Source organism: Dolichospermum sp. UHCC 0352, from assembly GCF_009711925.1.
In the GTDB taxonomy this organism is placed as follows: domain Bacteria; phylum Cyanobacteriota; class Cyanobacteriia; order Cyanobacteriales; family Nostocaceae; genus Dolichospermum; species Dolichospermum lemmermannii.
Genome location: NZ_VIKY01000234.1, coordinates 40,554 through 56,171 on the forward strand (window position 1 = coordinate 40,554; position 15,618 = coordinate 56,171).

The 15,618-nt window shown below is 37.5% G+C and carries 18 protein-coding genes; 9 read left to right on the forward strand and 9 right to left on the reverse strand.

Annotated features, from left to right (window positions below):
* Nucleotides 1–4: 4 nt before the first annotated feature.
* The 4 genes from FJR06_RS17210 to FJR06_RS17225 all read left to right on the forward strand — a co-directional run bounded on the left by FJR06_RS17210 (nucleotide 5) and on the right by FJR06_RS17225 (nucleotide 3,831).
* Nucleotides 5–802, forward strand: coding sequence for a serine protease (locus FJR06_RS17210; RefSeq protein WP_254433074.1), 798 nt, complete (start codon nucleotides 5–7; stop codon nucleotides 800–802).
* 82 nt (nucleotides 803–884) lie between these two features.
* Entirely contained in the window at nucleotides 885–1,829 is a 945-nt protein-coding gene (locus tag FJR06_RS17215) for a serine protease (protein WP_168651891.1), read from the forward strand.
* A gap of 96 nt (nucleotides 1,830–1,925) precedes the next feature.
* A complete protein-coding gene (murF, locus tag FJR06_RS17220; protein ID WP_168651892.1) occupies nucleotides 1,926–3,281 on the forward strand; it encodes a UDP-N-acetylmuramoyl-tripeptide--D-alanyl-D-alanine ligase in 1,356 nt (451 codons plus the stop codon).
* 367 nt (nucleotides 3,282–3,648) lie between these two features.
* Nucleotides 3,649–3,831 carry a hypothetical protein gene (locus FJR06_RS17225; RefSeq protein WP_168651868.1) on the forward strand — a complete coding sequence of 61 codons (183 nt, stop codon included), beginning with the start codon at nucleotides 3,649–3,651 and terminating at the stop codon, nucleotides 3,829–3,831.
* 181 nt (nucleotides 3,832–4,012) lie between these two features.
* On the opposite strand, the gene FJR06_RS17230 is transcribed toward FJR06_RS17225, so the two are convergent.
* Nucleotides 4,013–4,342: a hypothetical protein gene (locus FJR06_RS17230; protein ID WP_015079428.1), complete on the reverse strand. Its 330-nt coding sequence runs from the start codon at nucleotides 4,340–4,342 to the stop codon at nucleotides 4,013–4,015.
* 207 nt (nucleotides 4,343–4,549) lie between these two features.
* Nucleotides 4,550–4,951 (reverse strand): fasciclin domain-containing protein, encoded by a 402-nt coding sequence (locus FJR06_RS17235; RefSeq protein ID WP_015079427.1) that lies wholly within the window; start codon nucleotides 4,949–4,951, stop codon nucleotides 4,550–4,552.
* 120 nt (nucleotides 4,952–5,071) lie between these two features.
* Here FJR06_RS17235 and FJR06_RS17240 point away from each other — a divergent pair, with 120 nt between their 5' ends.
* Complete coding sequence (locus tag FJR06_RS17240; RefSeq protein ID WP_015079426.1) at nucleotides 5,072–6,010, forward strand: putative 2-dehydropantoate 2-reductase; 939 nt, start codon at nucleotides 5,072–5,074, stop codon at nucleotides 6,008–6,010.
* Between the two features lie 136 nt (nucleotides 6,011–6,146).
* Here FJR06_RS17240 and FJR06_RS17245 read toward each other — a convergent pair whose 3' ends face one another.
* From FJR06_RS17245 to FJR06_RS17265, 5 genes are all read right to left on the reverse strand, one after another.
* The gene (locus FJR06_RS17245) at nucleotides 6,147–6,704 is read right to left on the reverse strand and encodes a CBS domain-containing protein (RefSeq protein ID WP_148761982.1); all 558 of its coding nucleotides are present in this window, start codon (nucleotides 6,702–6,704) and stop codon (nucleotides 6,147–6,149) included.
* A gap of 158 nt (nucleotides 6,705–6,862) precedes the next feature.
* The gene (locus FJR06_RS17250) at nucleotides 6,863–7,318 is read right to left on the reverse strand and encodes a CBS domain-containing protein (protein WP_015079424.1); all 456 of its coding nucleotides are present in this window, start codon (nucleotides 7,316–7,318) and stop codon (nucleotides 6,863–6,865) included.
* 2 nt (nucleotides 7,319–7,320) lie between these two features.
* Nucleotides 7,321–7,674, reverse strand: a complete 354-nt coding sequence (locus tag FJR06_RS24965) for a hypothetical protein (protein ID WP_015079423.1) — start codon at nucleotides 7,672–7,674, stop codon at nucleotides 7,321–7,323.
* 12 nt (nucleotides 7,675–7,686) lie between these two features.
* On the reverse strand, nucleotides 7,687–8,046 hold the full coding sequence (locus tag FJR06_RS17260; RefSeq protein WP_015079422.1) for a co-chaperone YbbN: 360 nt from the start codon (nucleotides 8,044–8,046) through the stop codon (nucleotides 7,687–7,689).
* 210 nt (nucleotides 8,047–8,256) lie between these two features.
* Nucleotides 8,257–8,913 carry a nucleoside monophosphate kinase gene (locus FJR06_RS17265; RefSeq protein ID WP_168632485.1) on the reverse strand — a complete coding sequence of 219 codons (657 nt, stop codon included), beginning with the start codon at nucleotides 8,911–8,913 and terminating at the stop codon, nucleotides 8,257–8,259.
* A 133-nt stretch (nucleotides 8,914–9,046) separates the two neighbouring features.
* Here FJR06_RS17265 and FJR06_RS17270 point away from each other — a divergent pair, with 133 nt between their 5' ends.
* Nucleotides 9,047–9,388, forward strand: a complete 342-nt coding sequence (locus FJR06_RS17270) for a recombinase family protein (protein ID WP_015079420.1) — start codon at nucleotides 9,047–9,049, stop codon at nucleotides 9,386–9,388.
* A gap of 243 nt (nucleotides 9,389–9,631) precedes the next feature.
* On the forward strand, nucleotides 9,632–10,816 hold the full coding sequence (locus FJR06_RS17275) for a CBS domain-containing protein (RefSeq protein WP_168651893.1): 1,185 nt from the start codon (nucleotides 9,632–9,634) through the stop codon (nucleotides 10,814–10,816).
* Between the two features lie 144 nt (nucleotides 10,817–10,960).
* On the opposite strand, the gene FJR06_RS17280 is transcribed toward FJR06_RS17275, so the two are convergent.
* Together FJR06_RS17280 and FJR06_RS17285 are read right to left on the reverse strand one after the other, a co-directional pair.
* On the reverse strand, nucleotides 10,961–11,179 hold the full coding sequence (locus FJR06_RS17280; protein WP_174782890.1) for a hypothetical protein: 219 nt from the start codon (nucleotides 11,177–11,179) through the stop codon (nucleotides 10,961–10,963).
* Between the two features lie 261 nt (nucleotides 11,180–11,440).
* On the reverse strand, nucleotides 11,441–12,982 hold the full coding sequence (locus tag FJR06_RS17285) for an NAD(P)/FAD-dependent oxidoreductase (RefSeq protein WP_168651894.1): 1,542 nt from the start codon (nucleotides 12,980–12,982) through the stop codon (nucleotides 11,441–11,443).
* 125 nt (nucleotides 12,983–13,107) lie between these two features.
* On the opposite strand from FJR06_RS17285, the gene FJR06_RS17290 reads away from it, so the two are divergent.
* Nucleotides 13,108–13,302 carry a hypothetical protein gene (locus FJR06_RS17290; protein ID WP_015079417.1) on the forward strand — a complete coding sequence of 65 codons (195 nt, stop codon included), beginning with the start codon at nucleotides 13,108–13,110 and terminating at the stop codon, nucleotides 13,300–13,302.
* A 303-nt stretch (nucleotides 13,303–13,605) separates the two neighbouring features.
* Nucleotides 13,606–15,465 carry an NAD(P)H-quinone oxidoreductase subunit F gene (locus tag FJR06_RS17295; protein WP_015079416.1) on the forward strand — a complete coding sequence of 620 codons (1,860 nt, stop codon included), beginning with the start codon at nucleotides 13,606–13,608 and terminating at the stop codon, nucleotides 15,463–15,465.
* Nucleotides 15,466–15,618: the final 153 nt, after the last annotated feature.

Consider the following 15,618-nt stretch of genomic DNA (forward strand, 5'->3'; position numbering starts at 1 on the left):
ATTTATGAGTAAGTTTGTTCTGGACTCAAATGCTCAAGCTGTAACTTTATCTGAGCAAGATTTGAGAAATTCAGTCCAGACAATCAATGTCAATGCCTCAGAAATTGCCAAACAAGTAACTGTCAGAATTATCACTAAGTTTGGTTCTGGATCAGGAGTAATTATTAAGCGTTATGGGCAAACTTATCTAGCACTAACAAATCATCATGTAGTGGCAGATAACCCTAAAAATGGCTATCAAGTCATGACGGTTGATGGTAAGCTGTATTCAGCACGGGATAGGACTCAAGTTAAAATTGCGACCTTGGACTTGGCATTGGTAGAATTTACTAGCCAACAAAACTATCAAGTAGTAGAATTGCAGAAATTACCAAAAATACTAGAGGGAGAAAAAGTATATGCAGCAGGGTTTCCGGCCTGGAATTTTATCCGAGAAGGAAACAAAATTACCAGATTTGAAGAAACTCGTAATTGGGGAATTAGAGCTTTTCATTTAACAACGGGAAAGATCGAAATGCAACTTGCGAAAACACTTCCTGGAGGTTACCAAGTTGGTTATACTAATGATGTTAGGCAAGGGATGAGCGGTGGACCACTTTTAAATCAAAAAGGAGAATTAATAGCAATTAATGGCTTATTAAAGTATCCCTTCCAGGGGATTAAGGCTTTTACTGATGGTTCTGTACCTAATCAACAACTTTATGCAAAAATAGACTCTTTAAGTTGGGCTATTCCTATTACTAAAGTCATTGATTTTATGGAGACACAAAATCTAGTTGAGCAAAATTTACATAATTACTGAAAAAAAATCAAAAATATTGAATATGCTTTTAATAACTAATCAATTAACTAGGGTGTTTCTGGGGATATCGGCAATAACAGCAATGGCTATAACTATTCCAGTATTAGCTAACAGTGTACCTCAAGGAATCGCCGAAAATGTCAGAGAATCTATAGTCCAAATCAATAGCAAAGATAATGGTTCTCCTGGAGGTTCAGGAGTGATTATTGACGAAGAAAATAATATTTACACTGTATTAACTGCCAATCATGTTGTTTGTAGTGCCATAAAACGACCAGGGAAGATTAATTGCTCTCAAGATATCAACTACTCAATTCGTACCTACACAGGGAAAGAGTATGTTATGAAAAATCGTCAAGTTTTACAGACAGATCAAAATGGAGTTGATTTAGCAATTATTACATTTCAAGCTCCAGACTCAGAATATTATCGTCCTGTTGTTATTGAAGATAAGCCATTGGAAATTGGTACAGACATTTTTGTTGCTGGTTTTCCAGCCGTATTTGGCAAAAAAGGTGCAGATAGAGACTTTGCTTTTACAGGAGGGAGAATTGTTTTTAATCAGAATCTCCGAAATGGCTATAGTTTGGTTTATGATGCCAATACTTTGACTGGTAATAGTGGAGGAGGTGTATTTGATATTAATGGCAATCTTGTAGCCATTCACGGACTTGCAGATGCTACTAAATCGGGATTTAATGCCGGCATTCCTATTAAAACTTATTTGCAGTTAACCAAAGGGAAAGTTATCTCAAGTGACACGGAGACAATCCCCCAATCTGAGCCAGCAAAAATCTCCTCCAATGACCGAAATTTGCAGATTATTCAAAATTTCGGATACAATCCTACAGCTTGTGAACCTGGTAGACAAGTAGTATCAATTATGTTTGGCAATAAAGAATACTGTGTTGAGCCTAGACCTCCTTTAACTGGTCTAAAATACCGATATAATTCGACTACTAATCAATTAGAGCTTTTCGATGCACCAAAATCTAATAACCCTAATAACCCTAATATAGGTTTATAAGGAAAATGCCGCCAAGGTGGAGATTTTAAATTTTATTGAAAATGACACAAAAAATGTTAATGTAAATAGCTTTAAAATACCCTGTCATTTATCAATATGTCAGTCTCTATCACTATCTCTCAACTGCTTGAAGAACTTCAAGCTGAATCGGTGAATGTATCTGCGTCTACCTTAACTCAGTTGGGGATGGGGATACAAACAGATACTCGCATTTTGCAACCGGGTGAAGTCTTTTTGGCTTTGCGAGGAGAAAAGTTTGATGGACATGATTTTGTCGCGACAGCGATCGCTAAAGGGGCTATAGTTGCCATAGTTGATCATGCTTACAAAAATCCCGGTTTTCCGGTTTTGCGGGTTAAAGATACTTTAAAGGCATATCAACAAATTGCTAAATGGTGGCGTGAAAGCTTTACTATTCCTGTAATTGGCATCACAGGTTCAGTAGGGAAAACCACAACTAAAGAATTAATTTCCGCAGTTTTAGCCACAAAAGGAAAAGTTCATAAAACCTACGGGAATTTTAATAATGAAATAGGAGTCTCCAAAACCCTGTTAGAAATGGGTCGAGAAAATGACTTTGCTGTGATTGAAATGGCAATGCGAGGCAGGGGACAAATTGCCGAACTGACAGAAATTGCTAAACCGACAATTGGGGTAATCACCAATGTGGGAACTGCACATATTGAGTTACTTGGTTCAGAAGAAGCCATTGCTGAAGCTAAGTGTGAATTATTAGCAACAATGCCAAATGATAGTATCGCCATTCTTAATCATGATAACCCCTTATTAATGACAACAGCAGCGAAATTTTGGCAAGGGAAAGTTATCAGTTATGGCTTTTCTGGTGGTGATATCCAAGGAAAATTAATTGATAGTGAAACTGTAGAAGTTGCTGGCATCCGTTTACCTTTACCTTTACCTGGTCGTCATAATGCTACCAATTTTTTAGCAGCTTTAGCAGTAGCTCAGGTATTAGAAATTGATTGGCAATTATTACAATCTGGGGTCATGGTAAATATGCCCACAGGTAGAAGTCAACGCTTCACTTTAGCTAATGATGTGGTGATTTTAGATGAAACCTATAATGCCGCCCCAGAAGCCATGTTAGCGGCTTTGCAGTTGTTAGCAGACACACCAGGAAAGCGGAAAATTGCGGTTTTAGGGGCAATGAAGGAATTAGGAGAAAGATCCCCAGAACTTCATCAAAAAGTCGGGGAAATGGTCAAAAGTTTGCATCTTGATGGATTATTAGTATTAGTTGATGGTAAAGATGCGGAAATTATGGCTAATAGTGCCGATAATATATCTTGTGAATGTTTCACTAATCATACCGATTTGGTAACAAGATTAAAAACATTTATGCAAACAGGCGATCGCTTATTATTCAAAGCAGCCCATTCTGTGGGATTAGATCGAGTTGTCAACCAATTACGGGCAGAATTCACCAATTAAAAAGAGTTGAAAATTGTATTTTCAATATGTTGTCTATTTGCTATAGTTTAGACAAAACAAACTTAATTAAGTCGGTATTTTCTCAAAAATATCATCCACAAGAAAATTACATCTTTTGTAGAGATGTTCCATGAAACATCTCTACCATATAGCAAAAAACAATCTAAAATGTCGTTTAACGAATGAAAATAAACCATTAATTGTTATCAATAGCGAGACAAAAATATTTCAATAAAGTCTTATCCATTGAGATCAAAGCCTTGAATTTATGGATTATTTTTGGAAGAATCAAAAGTAAGGTTAGTCAATATCAAGTCTAATCTCATTTGTTTGATATCAAGACAATATATAATAAGGAGGAATTATCATGGCTAATATCCAAATATCTGCACTACTTCCTGTCGGTTATGATTTATTTAATGATCCCGCTAGTTTTCTCAATGAACTAGCTAATGAGGAAGTACAAAATGTTATTGGTGGAGGTTATGGTGGTTATGGTAGAGGTTATGGTGGTTATAAGAACTGTTGCTGCTGGGGTTGCTGCTGTTAGTTAATTCACAGCTATTACGAATAGTCAAAATAGTAATTTTTATTTTTTATTACTATTTTGACTATTAAATTGTATTTGATCAAGACGAGATATCAAGGAGGAATTATCATGACTAATATCCAAATATCTCCACTACTTCCTGTAGGTTATAGCAATCGTGAAATTCTGACTTCTGTTGTAATTACTTACCAAAAGAAAACAATTGTGGAGAATTTTTTCGCCACATAATTACCAAAAGATTAGTTAATAAACAGGTAATTGCTAGGGATAACAAAATATAAGTTGGTGGCATAACTACACCAATCATGAACCAAGTGTAAACGTGCAGAAGCATGATACTAGCAAACAGACAAGCAAATCCAACAGATATCCACACCTGAAGCATGGGACGATTTAGGAAGGTGAGGACAATTGTGAATAAGGTTGTCAGGATATTAGCTGGAACAAGAAAGGCACAAATGCCTATACAGTTGTTGCGGGAAAATTCGATTAAGGTGTTGAAATCTAACATTAATTTTTGGGGATAATTGTAGGTTCTTATTATTAAGTTTTATTATCAATAATATCATTAATAAAATCATAGTACCTTAAAAGTGAGTAATTACGCCATTTATGTAACAATTTTTAAAGAATTAGCCTTGGCAACTAAATTTATTAATGATAGAGACGCTGTCAGAAACGTCTCTACAATGTCTCCCAGATGAAAAACTCTCTCCGATTAACCCATCAAAATCACAGTATCAATAACGTGAATCACGCCATTATCAGCATCAATATCTGCTGCTAAAACTGTGGCATTTTTTACCTCAAAACCATCATCACAATTAATTTTAATAGGAGAACCTTCCACAGAAGTTACAGTACCAAGTTTTGCTAAATCAGCCTTTGTTAACTTACCAGGCACGACGTGATAGGTTAAAATCCTTGCTAACTGAGGAATATTTTGTAATAAAGTTGTAATCGTGCCTGGGGGTAACTTAGCAAAAGCGTCGTCAGTTGGTGCAAATACGGTGAATGGACCAGGACTTTTTAATGTTTCCACTAACCCAGCAGCTTGGACAGCCGCCACTAAAGTTTTAAACGCATCATTACTAACTGCAATATCAACAATATCAGGCATTGACTTTACCTCTCATCTACCAAAGGTTCTAAAAAATAGTAAATCATGTTTAAGTTTTATTAATGACAATTCTGATAAAATATATTCTGATGATTTTCTGAATATTTTTTTATACATAAAATGGATAAACGCACTTATGCAATATTGGGGACTGGTGCATTAGGTGGATTTTATGGTGCAAAACTGCAAAAATCCGGTTTAGAAGTTCATTATCTACTCAAAAGTGATTATCAACAGGTAAGCGAACAAGGTTTAATTATTGAGTCTAAAGACGGTGACTTTACCCTTTCTCAAGTTAATGCCTATAACAATGTAGACAAGATGCCACAGTGTGATGTGGTTATAGTATCACTAAAAACTACCCAAAATCAACTTTTACCAGATTTATTACCGCCAATAGTTAAAGATGACGGGGTAGTATTGGTATTACAAAATGGATTGGGTATAGAAGCAGAAGTTGCGGAAATTGTGAATAATGTCCACGTTATTGGGGGTTTATGTTTTCTCTGTTCTAATAAAGTTGCACCAGGACATATTCATCATTTAGATTATGGACAAATTACATTAGGTGAATATACATCTAATTATCAATCAATTGGCATTACTAAAAAAATGCGAGAAATTGCCGCAGATTTTGAAAATGCCGGTATATCAATAGAACTATTAGAAGATTTACTATTAGGACGTTGGAAAAAGTTAGTTTGGAATATTCCCTATAATGGCTTATCTGTGATTCTTGATGGGAGAACCGATGAATTAATGACAGATATATATACTCGTCAGTTAGTAGAAAGTTTGATGTGGGAAGTAGTTATAGGGGCAAAAAGTACGGGCAGAATTATTCCTGAAAGTTTCGTTCAAACCATGTTAGATTACACCGTGAAAATGAAACCTTACCGCACCAGCATGAAAATTGATTTTGATGAAAAACGTCCTTTAGAATTAGAAGCAATTTTTGGTAATCCATTAAGAAAAGCAGAATTAGCAGGTGTAAATTTGCAGCAAATTCGTTGTTTATATCAACAATTGAAGTTTTTGGATATGAGAAATAGAAGTTAAATCTAAATCCTGACTCATCCTATCCAAAAAATGGACAAATAAACTATCCCCATAGGTGTTATTTAAAGGGACAAAGGCAAGAAAAAACCTTTACCCCTATGAGAATTTTGGGCAAATCAGGCAAGGCAAATAGTATTTATTCGACAACATTCTCCTTCACTAATCTTTGGTCAGATGCTACTGCCAGAAGTTCTTCCACAATATCCCAAGCTGCTGCACATTCACGAGAAGAATCGCCCTTAGTTGCACAAATTGTTCTCGCTTCTTCCCGTGCAACTTCTATTTCGTCCTCAATAAAGATACGTTTTGGATTTTCAAACAAATCACTTTTTCTGAGGATATCGGTAATTGAGATGATTCCTAACAGCTTACCTTTAATTACGGGAGCGCGACGAATACGGGTATTGGCAAACAAGCGAGCTACATACTCCACACCAAGCTCAGGATTGACGACAATACAAGGCTTAGTCATAATTTCATAAACTCGCACTTGTTTGGAGTCTTTACCGTGAGCAGCAACTTTATAGACAATATCAGTTTCACTGACCATGCCATAGGGGTCATTTTCTGTACGAGGTTCCACAATTAAAGATCGCAAACCTTTATATTTCATCAAATCCACAGCTTCCGCTACGGTTGCTGAACCACGAATTGTAATCACTTCTGTGGTCATTATGTCTTCAGCTTTCATCATCGGTTTATAAATTCCTGTTAATAGTTGGATTGAAACTTGTGGGTAACTTGTGAATTGTATTGAGTTTGCAAAAAGCCAGTTTCAGCTTTCTCTAGATTGCTGATTATTCTTATGTAAATGAGTATGCTTGACTGAGCCAAAACGATGAATTCTTGGATTTAATCTTCGTAAATTCTGGCTTCTAAAGCATTGGGAAATTCTTGACAATACATCTCAAAATAGCTTTTTGGGTTTTCCACAAAGTCACTTTTTCTGAGGATATCGGTAATTGAGATGATTCCTAATAGCTTACCTTTAATTACAGGGGCGCGACGGATGCCTGTATTGGCAAATAAGCGGGCTACATACTCCACACCAAGTTCAGGATTGACGACAATACAAGGCTTGGTCATAATTTCATAAACTCGCACTTGTTTGGAGTCTTTACCATAAGCACCAACTTTATAAACAATATCAGTTTCAGTGATCATGCCATAGGGGTCATTTTCTGTGCGAGGTTCGACAATTAAAGATCGCAAATGGCGTTCTTTCATCAGTGCTACGGCTTCGGCTACGGTTGCTGAACCACGGATTGTGACAACTTCTGTGGTCATTATGTCTTCAGCTTTGATCATGGTTAAAATCCTGAAAGTAATGGGTATGAGTCTGTGGGACTTTGATTGGGTAAATGTCTAAATATGGAGCAGATGGAAATAGATTCACTCATTTCTAAGATTTGCTGCTCAGACACTTTTGGAGAAAGATTAGATGTAGTTAATGGTTGAAAATTACTTGGTATTCCGGGTGCGTAAGCTTCAATGACACTTCCATCCAGAGAGCGCATTACCATCAGGTAGTCACAAACTGGACACTCTGTACGGATAATTTGATTCATCAAAGAATGCTTGTGAGCTAGTTTTCCATCAGTTAAAAACTGACGTTTTGCTTCACTACCGCAATTAGGACATGGAAATATATACGCTCTCTGCATGGAGAAACCCCCTCAAGAAGGTGAAAGTATTTTGTTTAAAGCTGTGGTGAATTTCTCATAGGGAACTACCCCAACAACTATTTCTGATAATTCGCCATGATTGAAAAACATAACTGCGGGAATACTGCGAATACCGTACTTTTTAGCAATGCTTTGATTTTCGCCATCACCAACATCTAATTTGACTACTTTTGCCTGATCTTTGTATTCTTGGGCTAGTTGATCCATTAAAGGAGCAACCATCCTACAAGGTCCGCACCAAGTTGCGGTGCAGTCCATGACAAACAACTCTTTCGCCTCTAAGAGCGATTCAAAGTCTGATTTTTGGATATATTGAACAAGAGTTTCATTCGGACTTTCAGAAGTAGCCATAGGTTTCTCCAGTAAAAATTAAAATTGGTGATTATGTGGTTGGGAAATGGGAAATTGTCAAGGATAAGATGGAATGTCCATGAGTTAAGTTGTTTGTTGAGGTAAAGCCAATCTCAGAAGTGCTATAACCCTGATGCCATAGAAATTTCAATCTTTTGATTTTTCTTTTATTTCGCATAAAATACTCAGGACTTTTACTTTATTTTTGTGTCATGCAGATAAAATCTGTTTTCCTGCTTTGATTAATCTTTTTCTAGCATTTAAAGTTTTTTTGTTTCCTATTAAACGAGACTTAGAAAAAGAATCTTGTAAAAACTGAGTTACTATTTCGACTGGGCGATCGCCATTAATCACAGTTAAACAACCTTGTTGGCGATAATGCTGAATTAAGGGAGCAGAATGCTCCTGATAGACTTCTATTCGCCTATAAATAACCTCATGATTATCGTCTGAGCGACCTCGTTGCAGTAACCTTTGTACCAAAACATCAATTGGGACATAAAAGCTAAAAACTTGGTCGTAAGGCCGTTCTGATAATGCAGTGTTGCCTTTAGCCCGGATTTCTAATAGTAATTGATCAAGAAGTTTCACCTGGGATAAATTACTAGGAAATCCATCCAGAATCCAACCCCGTTGGGCAGAGGAATGACTGAAGTGTTGGCGGATGATATCAAGAATGAAATCATCTGGAACTAAATCACCTCTTTCTATATACGGCTTGACTTTTAAGCCGAAAGAAGTCTCTTTAGCGATCGCCTGACGGCATATATCATCAATGGAAATATGGGGAATTTGCCATTGGCTTGACAGTGCTGCCCCCTGGGTACTCTTGCCAGCACCCGGTACTCCTAAGAAAATCAATCGCATTCAAACACCCCCTATTTCCAACTGAAAATGAGATGAAATCAACAACCAATACAATCCCCAAATATAAGATTCCTCTAGGAATAGCCAATATTTGAGATATCATATCTACAGAGGTGATTGAATTCTCAAAACTATGGCAACTGAAAAATCAAAAGACTCTTACCTGTGGGAAAAGCTAGACCAAGCCAGGAAAGCGAAAGCTGCCAGTGGCGGCTATGCCGGCTATGGTTCACCTGCTTTTGGTCAACAGTCAGTTAATGGTGAACTAGTAGAGAATCCATCTGAACAACAGATCATTGAATTAATTCGCCGTCACCACAAGTCAGGAAAATCACTTCCACAAATTGCCGCGTGGCTTAACCAGCAAGGATATACAACCAAGCGAGGCAGTCAGTGGCAACCTGTATCAGTTAAAAGGGTTTTAGACAGGCTGTATGGTAAAATACAAAGAATTTCCGGCATGGACGAAGACTGATGCCCACATTGGCTCTGATTTAGAACCACAAAGTAAAAATGTCTTCTTTGCCCTATTTGGATAGACAACTTTAAATTTTATCCCCCATTTACCTTTTAATCGTTAAACCCTTTATATGTAAACTGTTTCCTCGATTTATCCTTTACATCCCTCATATCATAACTGAAATTTGTAGAAATAATATGTATATGACAAAAAACTTTACAAAACTTTATAAATTAACTTTATCAGCTATTGTCAACCATGCAAATTGATGACCCACTCATTGGCGTTCCCTGCTTAGAAGAGGCGATAGATAGGCATCCACTGGTTGTTGCGCCCCATACTTCCCTAATTAATGTTGTGAATTTAATGAATCAGACGCGAGGTAATAGTTGTTTATTACCTGATTTTGATTCAGCAATTGGCTTTAGTTCCATGGGAGGTACGCGTTCAAGTTGTATTTTAGTCATGGAAGAAACAGAAATACTGGGTATTTTCACAGAGCGAGATATTGTCAAACTTACAGCGGCGGGTAGAGATTTTGCTGATGTGAAAATAGCTGATGTCATGGTGCATCCAGTCATAACCTTAGCGGAAACTGCATTTCGGGATATCTTTGCCGCACTGTTTTTGTTTCGACGATATCGCATTCGCCACTTGGTGATAGTCAATGCAGAGGAACAACTCGTGGGGATTGTCTCCCCAGAAAGTATTAGACAAATTTTGCGCCCCACCAACTTGCTGAAAATGCGGCGGGTGTCAGAAGTAATGACAACTCAGGTAATTCATGCACCACCTACAGCCTCCGTACTCAGCTTGGCGCAGATGATGGCGGAAAATCAAGTTAGTTGCGTGGTGATAGTCAAAACAGATTCCTGGAACGATGTCTTATCAGCCTTTAAACCAGTAGGAATTGTGACAGAAAGAGACATCGTACAATTTCAAGCATTGGGATTAAATTTGGCTCAAATTGAGGCAAAAACAGTGATGAGTACACCCTTATTTTTGCTAAGTCCAGAAGATTCCCTCTGGTCTGCCCATCAAGAAATGCAGCAGCGACGAGTGCAGCGATTAGTTGTATCCTGGGATTGGGGAGCAAAGTTAGCTATCGTCACTCAAACCAGCTTGTTGCGAATATTTGATCCACTGGAGATGTATGGAGTCATAGAAACATTACAAATAACTGTAGCTCAATTAGAAACCGAAAAAGCTAAATCTTTCCATAACCAAAGTAACTCCACCGAACTACCTCTACAGCCAGACTTAAAGCAGATACAGAAACAACATATAGTTGCTGACGAAAACTTAGATAACTTGATTGCTACTGTGCAAAGCCGGATAGAACATTTGATCAAAAACCCTGATTTATCCACAGAATTACAGCAAATGTATTTAGGTTTAGCGACAACGGAGATGGAAAAAATCCGCCATTGTCTTCATAGCTGAAAAAATATATAGGACTATTGGGCGTTGCTGATTAAGAGTATGATTTTGTTTCACGCAGAGGCGCAGAGAGTAAGAGTTTGAAATCATTGATTTTTCAATTTCATACCCTAATTCAGCAACGCCGACTATTGTTTAGTAAGCATTCTAAAAATAAGATGCGTTTGCCCTGGGTTCTGGAACTAGCTCTTCATTAGATTCCATATCAGTTACTACATCTTTTACTAAATCTGTAATACCTTTGAGTGTAGCATTCTGATCTTTATGAAGATAAGACAGACTGGGAAATTCAGCACACAATCCCACGAATTCTTGATCTTCTTCCGACCAAGTAACTTTATATGTGTAGTGGGTATAGTTAACCATCTTCCATTTCCTCAATTTTTTTATAGGATAGGTAAGATGCTTATGATTAGCATTAAATAAATAATAGTATCAATATTAATACTATGTCAATGGGAGCGTTAAACTAATTTGAGGTATAAAATCACAAAACCTCTATTCATAACCATTTACCAGATACAGCAGATTCCGCTCTAATGAGGTACAAACTTGAATTATGAAACTCTTGTAGTGCGGGCATCTTGCCCGCTGGATATGTACCTCATCACACCGGAAAGTGCTGTATTATTCAGAATAATCACTACCAGAACCAAACTTCCATTTATCTATTAACCGATGCCAATAATATCGGTTTTCTGGTGATAGATTATTAACTAATATTTCTAATCTTGGACTTAGAGAGAACAAACTAGTATACACAATTAAATTCACATAATGTAACATCCAATCCAACAAACTCAATAAACCAACTTGGGGAATGATTTTCGCAACTAATAAAGGATGAGATAAACCAGTTTTTAACAAAGTTTTTGTTAACGCCCCAAACTGGACAATATCTTGTAAAAAAGGTTTTAAAACAGGTGTTCCTAACTCCTGCATTTGCACAAATACAGCAGAGAGTAATTGGTTAATTTGATTGGGTTCAATTTTTTGATTTACACCTACACTCATAGCTTTTTGAAATAACCAAGTTACACTTAAACTCGGTTGATAGGGTTGCAATATTGCTAAAGATTGGGCAGATAATTGATCAGTTTTTAATGCTTCTTCAATTCCTAAAGTTAGCCTTTGTAAATGACGTACCATAGCCCCAAAACCACCAAAACTTAAAGGTGATTGATTACCGCTACTATCTCCCACTGGGAGAATCCGATTCCAAGGGGTTTGCAGAGGACTTTGACGATAACTAGGAAAGAAACCAAACAACGCCCTTTGAAAATTTAGGCGATTAATTTCCACACCTTGATATTCTGGTAACAAGCGTAAATATTCGTCAAATAAAGTTTCTAAACTCAACCGTTGTGGATCTGCATCCATATAGGTAAATAAATATGTAGTTCTTCCGTCTTTTGCGGGAAATGCTTCCCAAAAATATTGACATTGATTTTCCAAAGCTGTGAAAGATAACAACAAGTCTCCTGAGTTATTTTCTGGATATCCTTTAGCACAAGTTCCCACAACTAAACAAAGTGCATCTGGTTTTTTTCCTTGACGCGCTTGTTGGCTAATGGGAGAAAGATTTCCCATAGCATCTAGTAACAATTTTGCAGTAAATTGATTATTGACTATGACTCCATTTGGGTGAACTACAATATCGCTAAATGGTGTATTTTCAAATAACTTTCCTCCAAGCTTAAGAAAGCGGGTTTTTAAGGTTTCGAGGAGATAAATAGGATTGACACCAATGTTAAGAACATCTTCTACCCAAACTTCTGTACCTCCTTGAAAGCTAACTCTTGCGGGGTTATATTCAGTGACGATAGCTTGTGCTAATTCGTCTGCTGTCAACAATTCCAATTCCCGAAATACTTCTAACTCTTTGCGAGAAATATTCCATTCCTGTTCTCTTCCGCGCAAAATTCCCCTTTCTAGTAAGGCTACGCCCACACCACGTACAGCTAAAGCGCAACCAATCAAAATTCCTAAAGTTCCACCGCAGATAATGACATCAAATTCTACAGATTCTAAATTTTTGGGATTTTCTGTAACTACGTTGGGTATGGGTGCGTTACCTGTTCGCAACAATGCTAATATGCTGTCAGTCCGGCGCAAGCCGCCTAAAACATCGCCTGGGAGTTGGGAAAGAATTTCTTCGGTTAGGGACATAATTGTTGATTTTAAGCAAAGTTCTATATATTGATACTATCTTTGCTGGATACATAAACCTGTTTATAGTTTATGGCAATCTAGATATATAAGTCTCTCAATAACTTAATTTGTAGGAAATACTTATGAACCGTTCTCAGATAGTTGCGATTATTACAGGGGCAATTTCTATTCTACTAGCGATCGCATACCTAATCGTTGTCCAAATTATTGATTATCGGGATATGAAGCCAGCGCCCGTTAGTCAACTCAGCCCAGTCGTAATCATTGCGTCAAGTAATTTACCCAATTTGCAACTTGACATAATTGCTAAAGTGTGAATTTGATCGGGGTGGAAAATACCGCCCCTATACTATAGATACTATAGACAAATACAATCCATAGACTCAAAATAATAGTTACCATTTAATAATTCAATCTATTGAAATATAAGAATTCTTTACAGAAAATATCGTGAATTTGTCTAATTAGGTAATTCTTTTTTGGCACAGATAAAGGTAAGCTATTTCTAACAATATTAAATAAAGATAAATTTTCATTGTCTGTCATCACTAAGTTGATAGGGATCAACGCTACTTGGTGTGTTTTCTTTAATTTTTGCTGCAAACTATAGAGGTAATTTAATGGATCAGTATTTAGTAGACACTGTTTGGCTAATTCCGGTTTATGCTTTGATAGGTGGGCTTTTAGCTATACCTTGGTCGCCGGGAATCATTCGCAAAACTGGTCCTCGACCGGCGGGATATGTCAACGTGGTGATGACCTTTATCTCCTTTTTCCATGCCGTCTTTGCTTTCTTTGCTATTTGGAATCATCCAGCTAAAGAAGTATTTATTCCTTGGCTATCAACAGCAGGTTTAAATCTGACTATTAATTTAGAACTTTCTGCTGTCAGCATCGGGGCAGTAATTATTATTACCGGCTTGAACTTGCTGGCGCAGATATACGCTATTGGTTACATGGAAATGGACTGGGGTTGGGGACGCTTCTTTTCCTTATTAGGATTATTTGAAGCTGGTCTTTGTGCTTTGGTTTTGTGTAACGATTTATTTTCCACTTATGTAATTCTGGAAGTCCTCACATTGGGAACTTACCTATTAGTAGGTTTGTGGTTTAGTCAGCCTTTGGTAGTGACTGGGGCGCGTGATGCTTTTTTGACTAAACGGGTGGGAGACTTGTTTTTATTAATGGGTGTGTTGGGACTGTGGACACTCTCAGGAACTTGGAATTATACAGAGTTAACTGCATGGGCGGCCACGGCGAATGTTGACCCGACAATTATTACTTTAGTGTGCTTGGGGTTAATAGCTGGACCTATGGGTAAATGCGCCCAGTTTCCTTTGCATTTGTGGTTAGATGAGGCGATGGAGGGACCTGTTCCCAGTACAATTTTGCGGAGTTCGGTGGTAGTGGCCAGTGGGGCATGGGTGTTAATTAAATTACAACCTGTGTTTAGTTTATCACCTGTGGCATCTTCGGCGATAGTGGCGATTGGGGCGGTGACAGCGATTGGTGGGGCGTTAATTGCGATCTCTCAAATTGACATCAAACGCTGTTTATCCTATTCTGTCAGTGTTTACATGGGGTTAGTATTTATTGCGGTAGGCACACAGCAGAACGAAGCCGCATTATTATTAGTTCTCACTCATGCCGTATCCGCTGCATTATTAGTTATGAGTACCGGGGGCATTGTTTGGAATAGTGTTACCCAAGATGTTACCCAATTAGGTGGATTGTGGTCACGTCGTCCCATGTCCGGGATAGCATTTATTGTCGGTACATTGGGTTTAATTGGTTTTCCCCCTTTAGGTAGTTTTTGGGCATTATTTAAATTAGCTGATGGGTTATGGGAAACACATCCGACTTTAGTAGGAATAGTAATTTTTGTTAATGCCTTAACTACATTTAGTTTAACTAGAGAATTTGGTTTAATCTTTGGTGGTAAACCCAAACAAATGAGTGAACGTTCTCCTGAAGCTATTTGGTTAATGGTGTTACCAATGATGATTTTATCTGGCTTTGTTTTACACCTGCCTTTAGTGTTGCAAAGTTTGTCATTACTTCCAGACTGGGCAACATTAAATAAAGACGTAGCCCTGCTATTAATTTGGTCAAGTATCTTCGGCTGTAGTATTAGTAGCATCATCTATTTAGGCAACATTCCCAAACCAATTCGTTTACCCTGGCAAGGTTTACAAAATTTATTTGCTTACGATTTTTACACCCCTCAAATTTACAAAGTTACCATTATTTTCGGCGTTGCCCAACTTTCTAAATTTGCCGATATGCTGGACAGATTTGTAATAGATGGTATTGTCAACTCTGTGGGTTTATTCTCTCTATTGGGTGGTGAAGGCTTGAAATATAGTAACAATGGACAAACTCAATTTTATGCCTTAACAGTTCTGTTAGGAGTCGGTTTTTTAGGTGCTTGGGTGACATGGCCTTTCTGGGGAATTCAGTTCATGAATTTAATTTTCTAAATATCTATGATTTAGATTGCTGATAATAATCTACCCCACAGCGGGGGGAAGAAAAGGATAAACTTTTGATATTGGAGGTGGTTGGGGATGGGGTTCTTGTATCTCACTCAATCGAGAACCGCTATATTACCAATTACCAATTACCAATTACCA

Bases quoted from the DNA above. Each gene is read 5' to 3' on its own strand.
- FJR06_RS17290 (WP_015079417.1), top strand. From the start codon at position 13,108: ATGAACCGTTCTCAGATAGTTGCGATTATTACAGGGGCAATTTCTATT.
- FJR06_RS17215 (WP_168651891.1), top strand. From the start codon at position 885: ATGGCTATAACTATTCCAGTATTAGCTAACAGTGTACCTCAAGGAATC.
- FJR06_RS17265 (WP_168632485.1), bottom strand. From the start codon at position 8,913: ATGCGATTGATTTTCTTAGGAGTACCGGGTGCTGGCAAGAGTACCCAG.
- murF (WP_168651892.1), top strand. From the start codon at position 1,926: ATGTCAGTCTCTATCACTATCTCTCAACTGCTTGAAGAACTTCAAGCT.
- FJR06_RS17245 (WP_148761982.1), bottom strand. From the start codon at position 6,704: ATGATGAAAGCTGAAGACATAATGACCACAGAAGTGATTACAATTCGT.
- FJR06_RS17280 (WP_174782890.1), bottom strand. From the start codon at position 11,179: ATGGTTAACTATACCCACTACACATATAAAGTTACTTGGTCGGAAGAA.
- FJR06_RS17225 (WP_168651868.1), top strand. From the start codon at position 3,649: ATGGCTAATATCCAAATATCTGCACTACTTCCTGTCGGTTATGATTTA.
- FJR06_RS17235 (WP_015079427.1), bottom strand. From the start codon at position 4,951: ATGCCTGATATTGTTGATATTGCAGTTAGTAATGATGCGTTTAAAACT.
- FJR06_RS17270 (WP_015079420.1), top strand. From the start codon at position 9,047: ATGGCAACTGAAAAATCAAAAGACTCTTACCTGTGGGAAAAGCTAGAC.
- FJR06_RS17275 (WP_168651893.1), top strand. From the start codon at position 9,632: ATGCAAATTGATGACCCACTCATTGGCGTTCCCTGCTTAGAAGAGGCG.
- FJR06_RS17295 (WP_015079416.1), top strand. From the start codon at position 13,606: ATGGATCAGTATTTAGTAGACACTGTTTGGCTAATTCCGGTTTATGCT.
- FJR06_RS24965 (WP_015079423.1), bottom strand. From the start codon at position 7,674: ATGCAGAGAGCGTATATATTTCCATGTCCTAATTGCGGTAGTGAAGCA.
- FJR06_RS17260 (WP_015079422.1), bottom strand. From the start codon at position 8,046: ATGGCTACTTCTGAAAGTCCGAATGAAACTCTTGTTCAATATATCCAA.
- FJR06_RS17230 (WP_015079428.1), bottom strand. From the start codon at position 4,342: ATGTTAGATTTCAACACCTTAATCGAATTTTCCCGCAACAACTGTATA.
- FJR06_RS17240 (WP_015079426.1), top strand. From the start codon at position 5,072: ATGGATAAACGCACTTATGCAATATTGGGGACTGGTGCATTAGGTGGA.
- FJR06_RS17210 (WP_254433074.1), top strand. From the start codon at position 5: ATGAGTAAGTTTGTTCTGGACTCAAATGCTCAAGCTGTAACTTTATCT.
- FJR06_RS17285 (WP_168651894.1), bottom strand. From the start codon at position 12,982: ATGTCCCTAACCGAAGAAATTCTTTCCCAACTCCCAGGCGATGTTTTA.
- FJR06_RS17250 (WP_015079424.1), bottom strand. From the start codon at position 7,318: ATGATCAAAGCTGAAGACATAATGACCACAGAAGTTGTCACAATCCGT.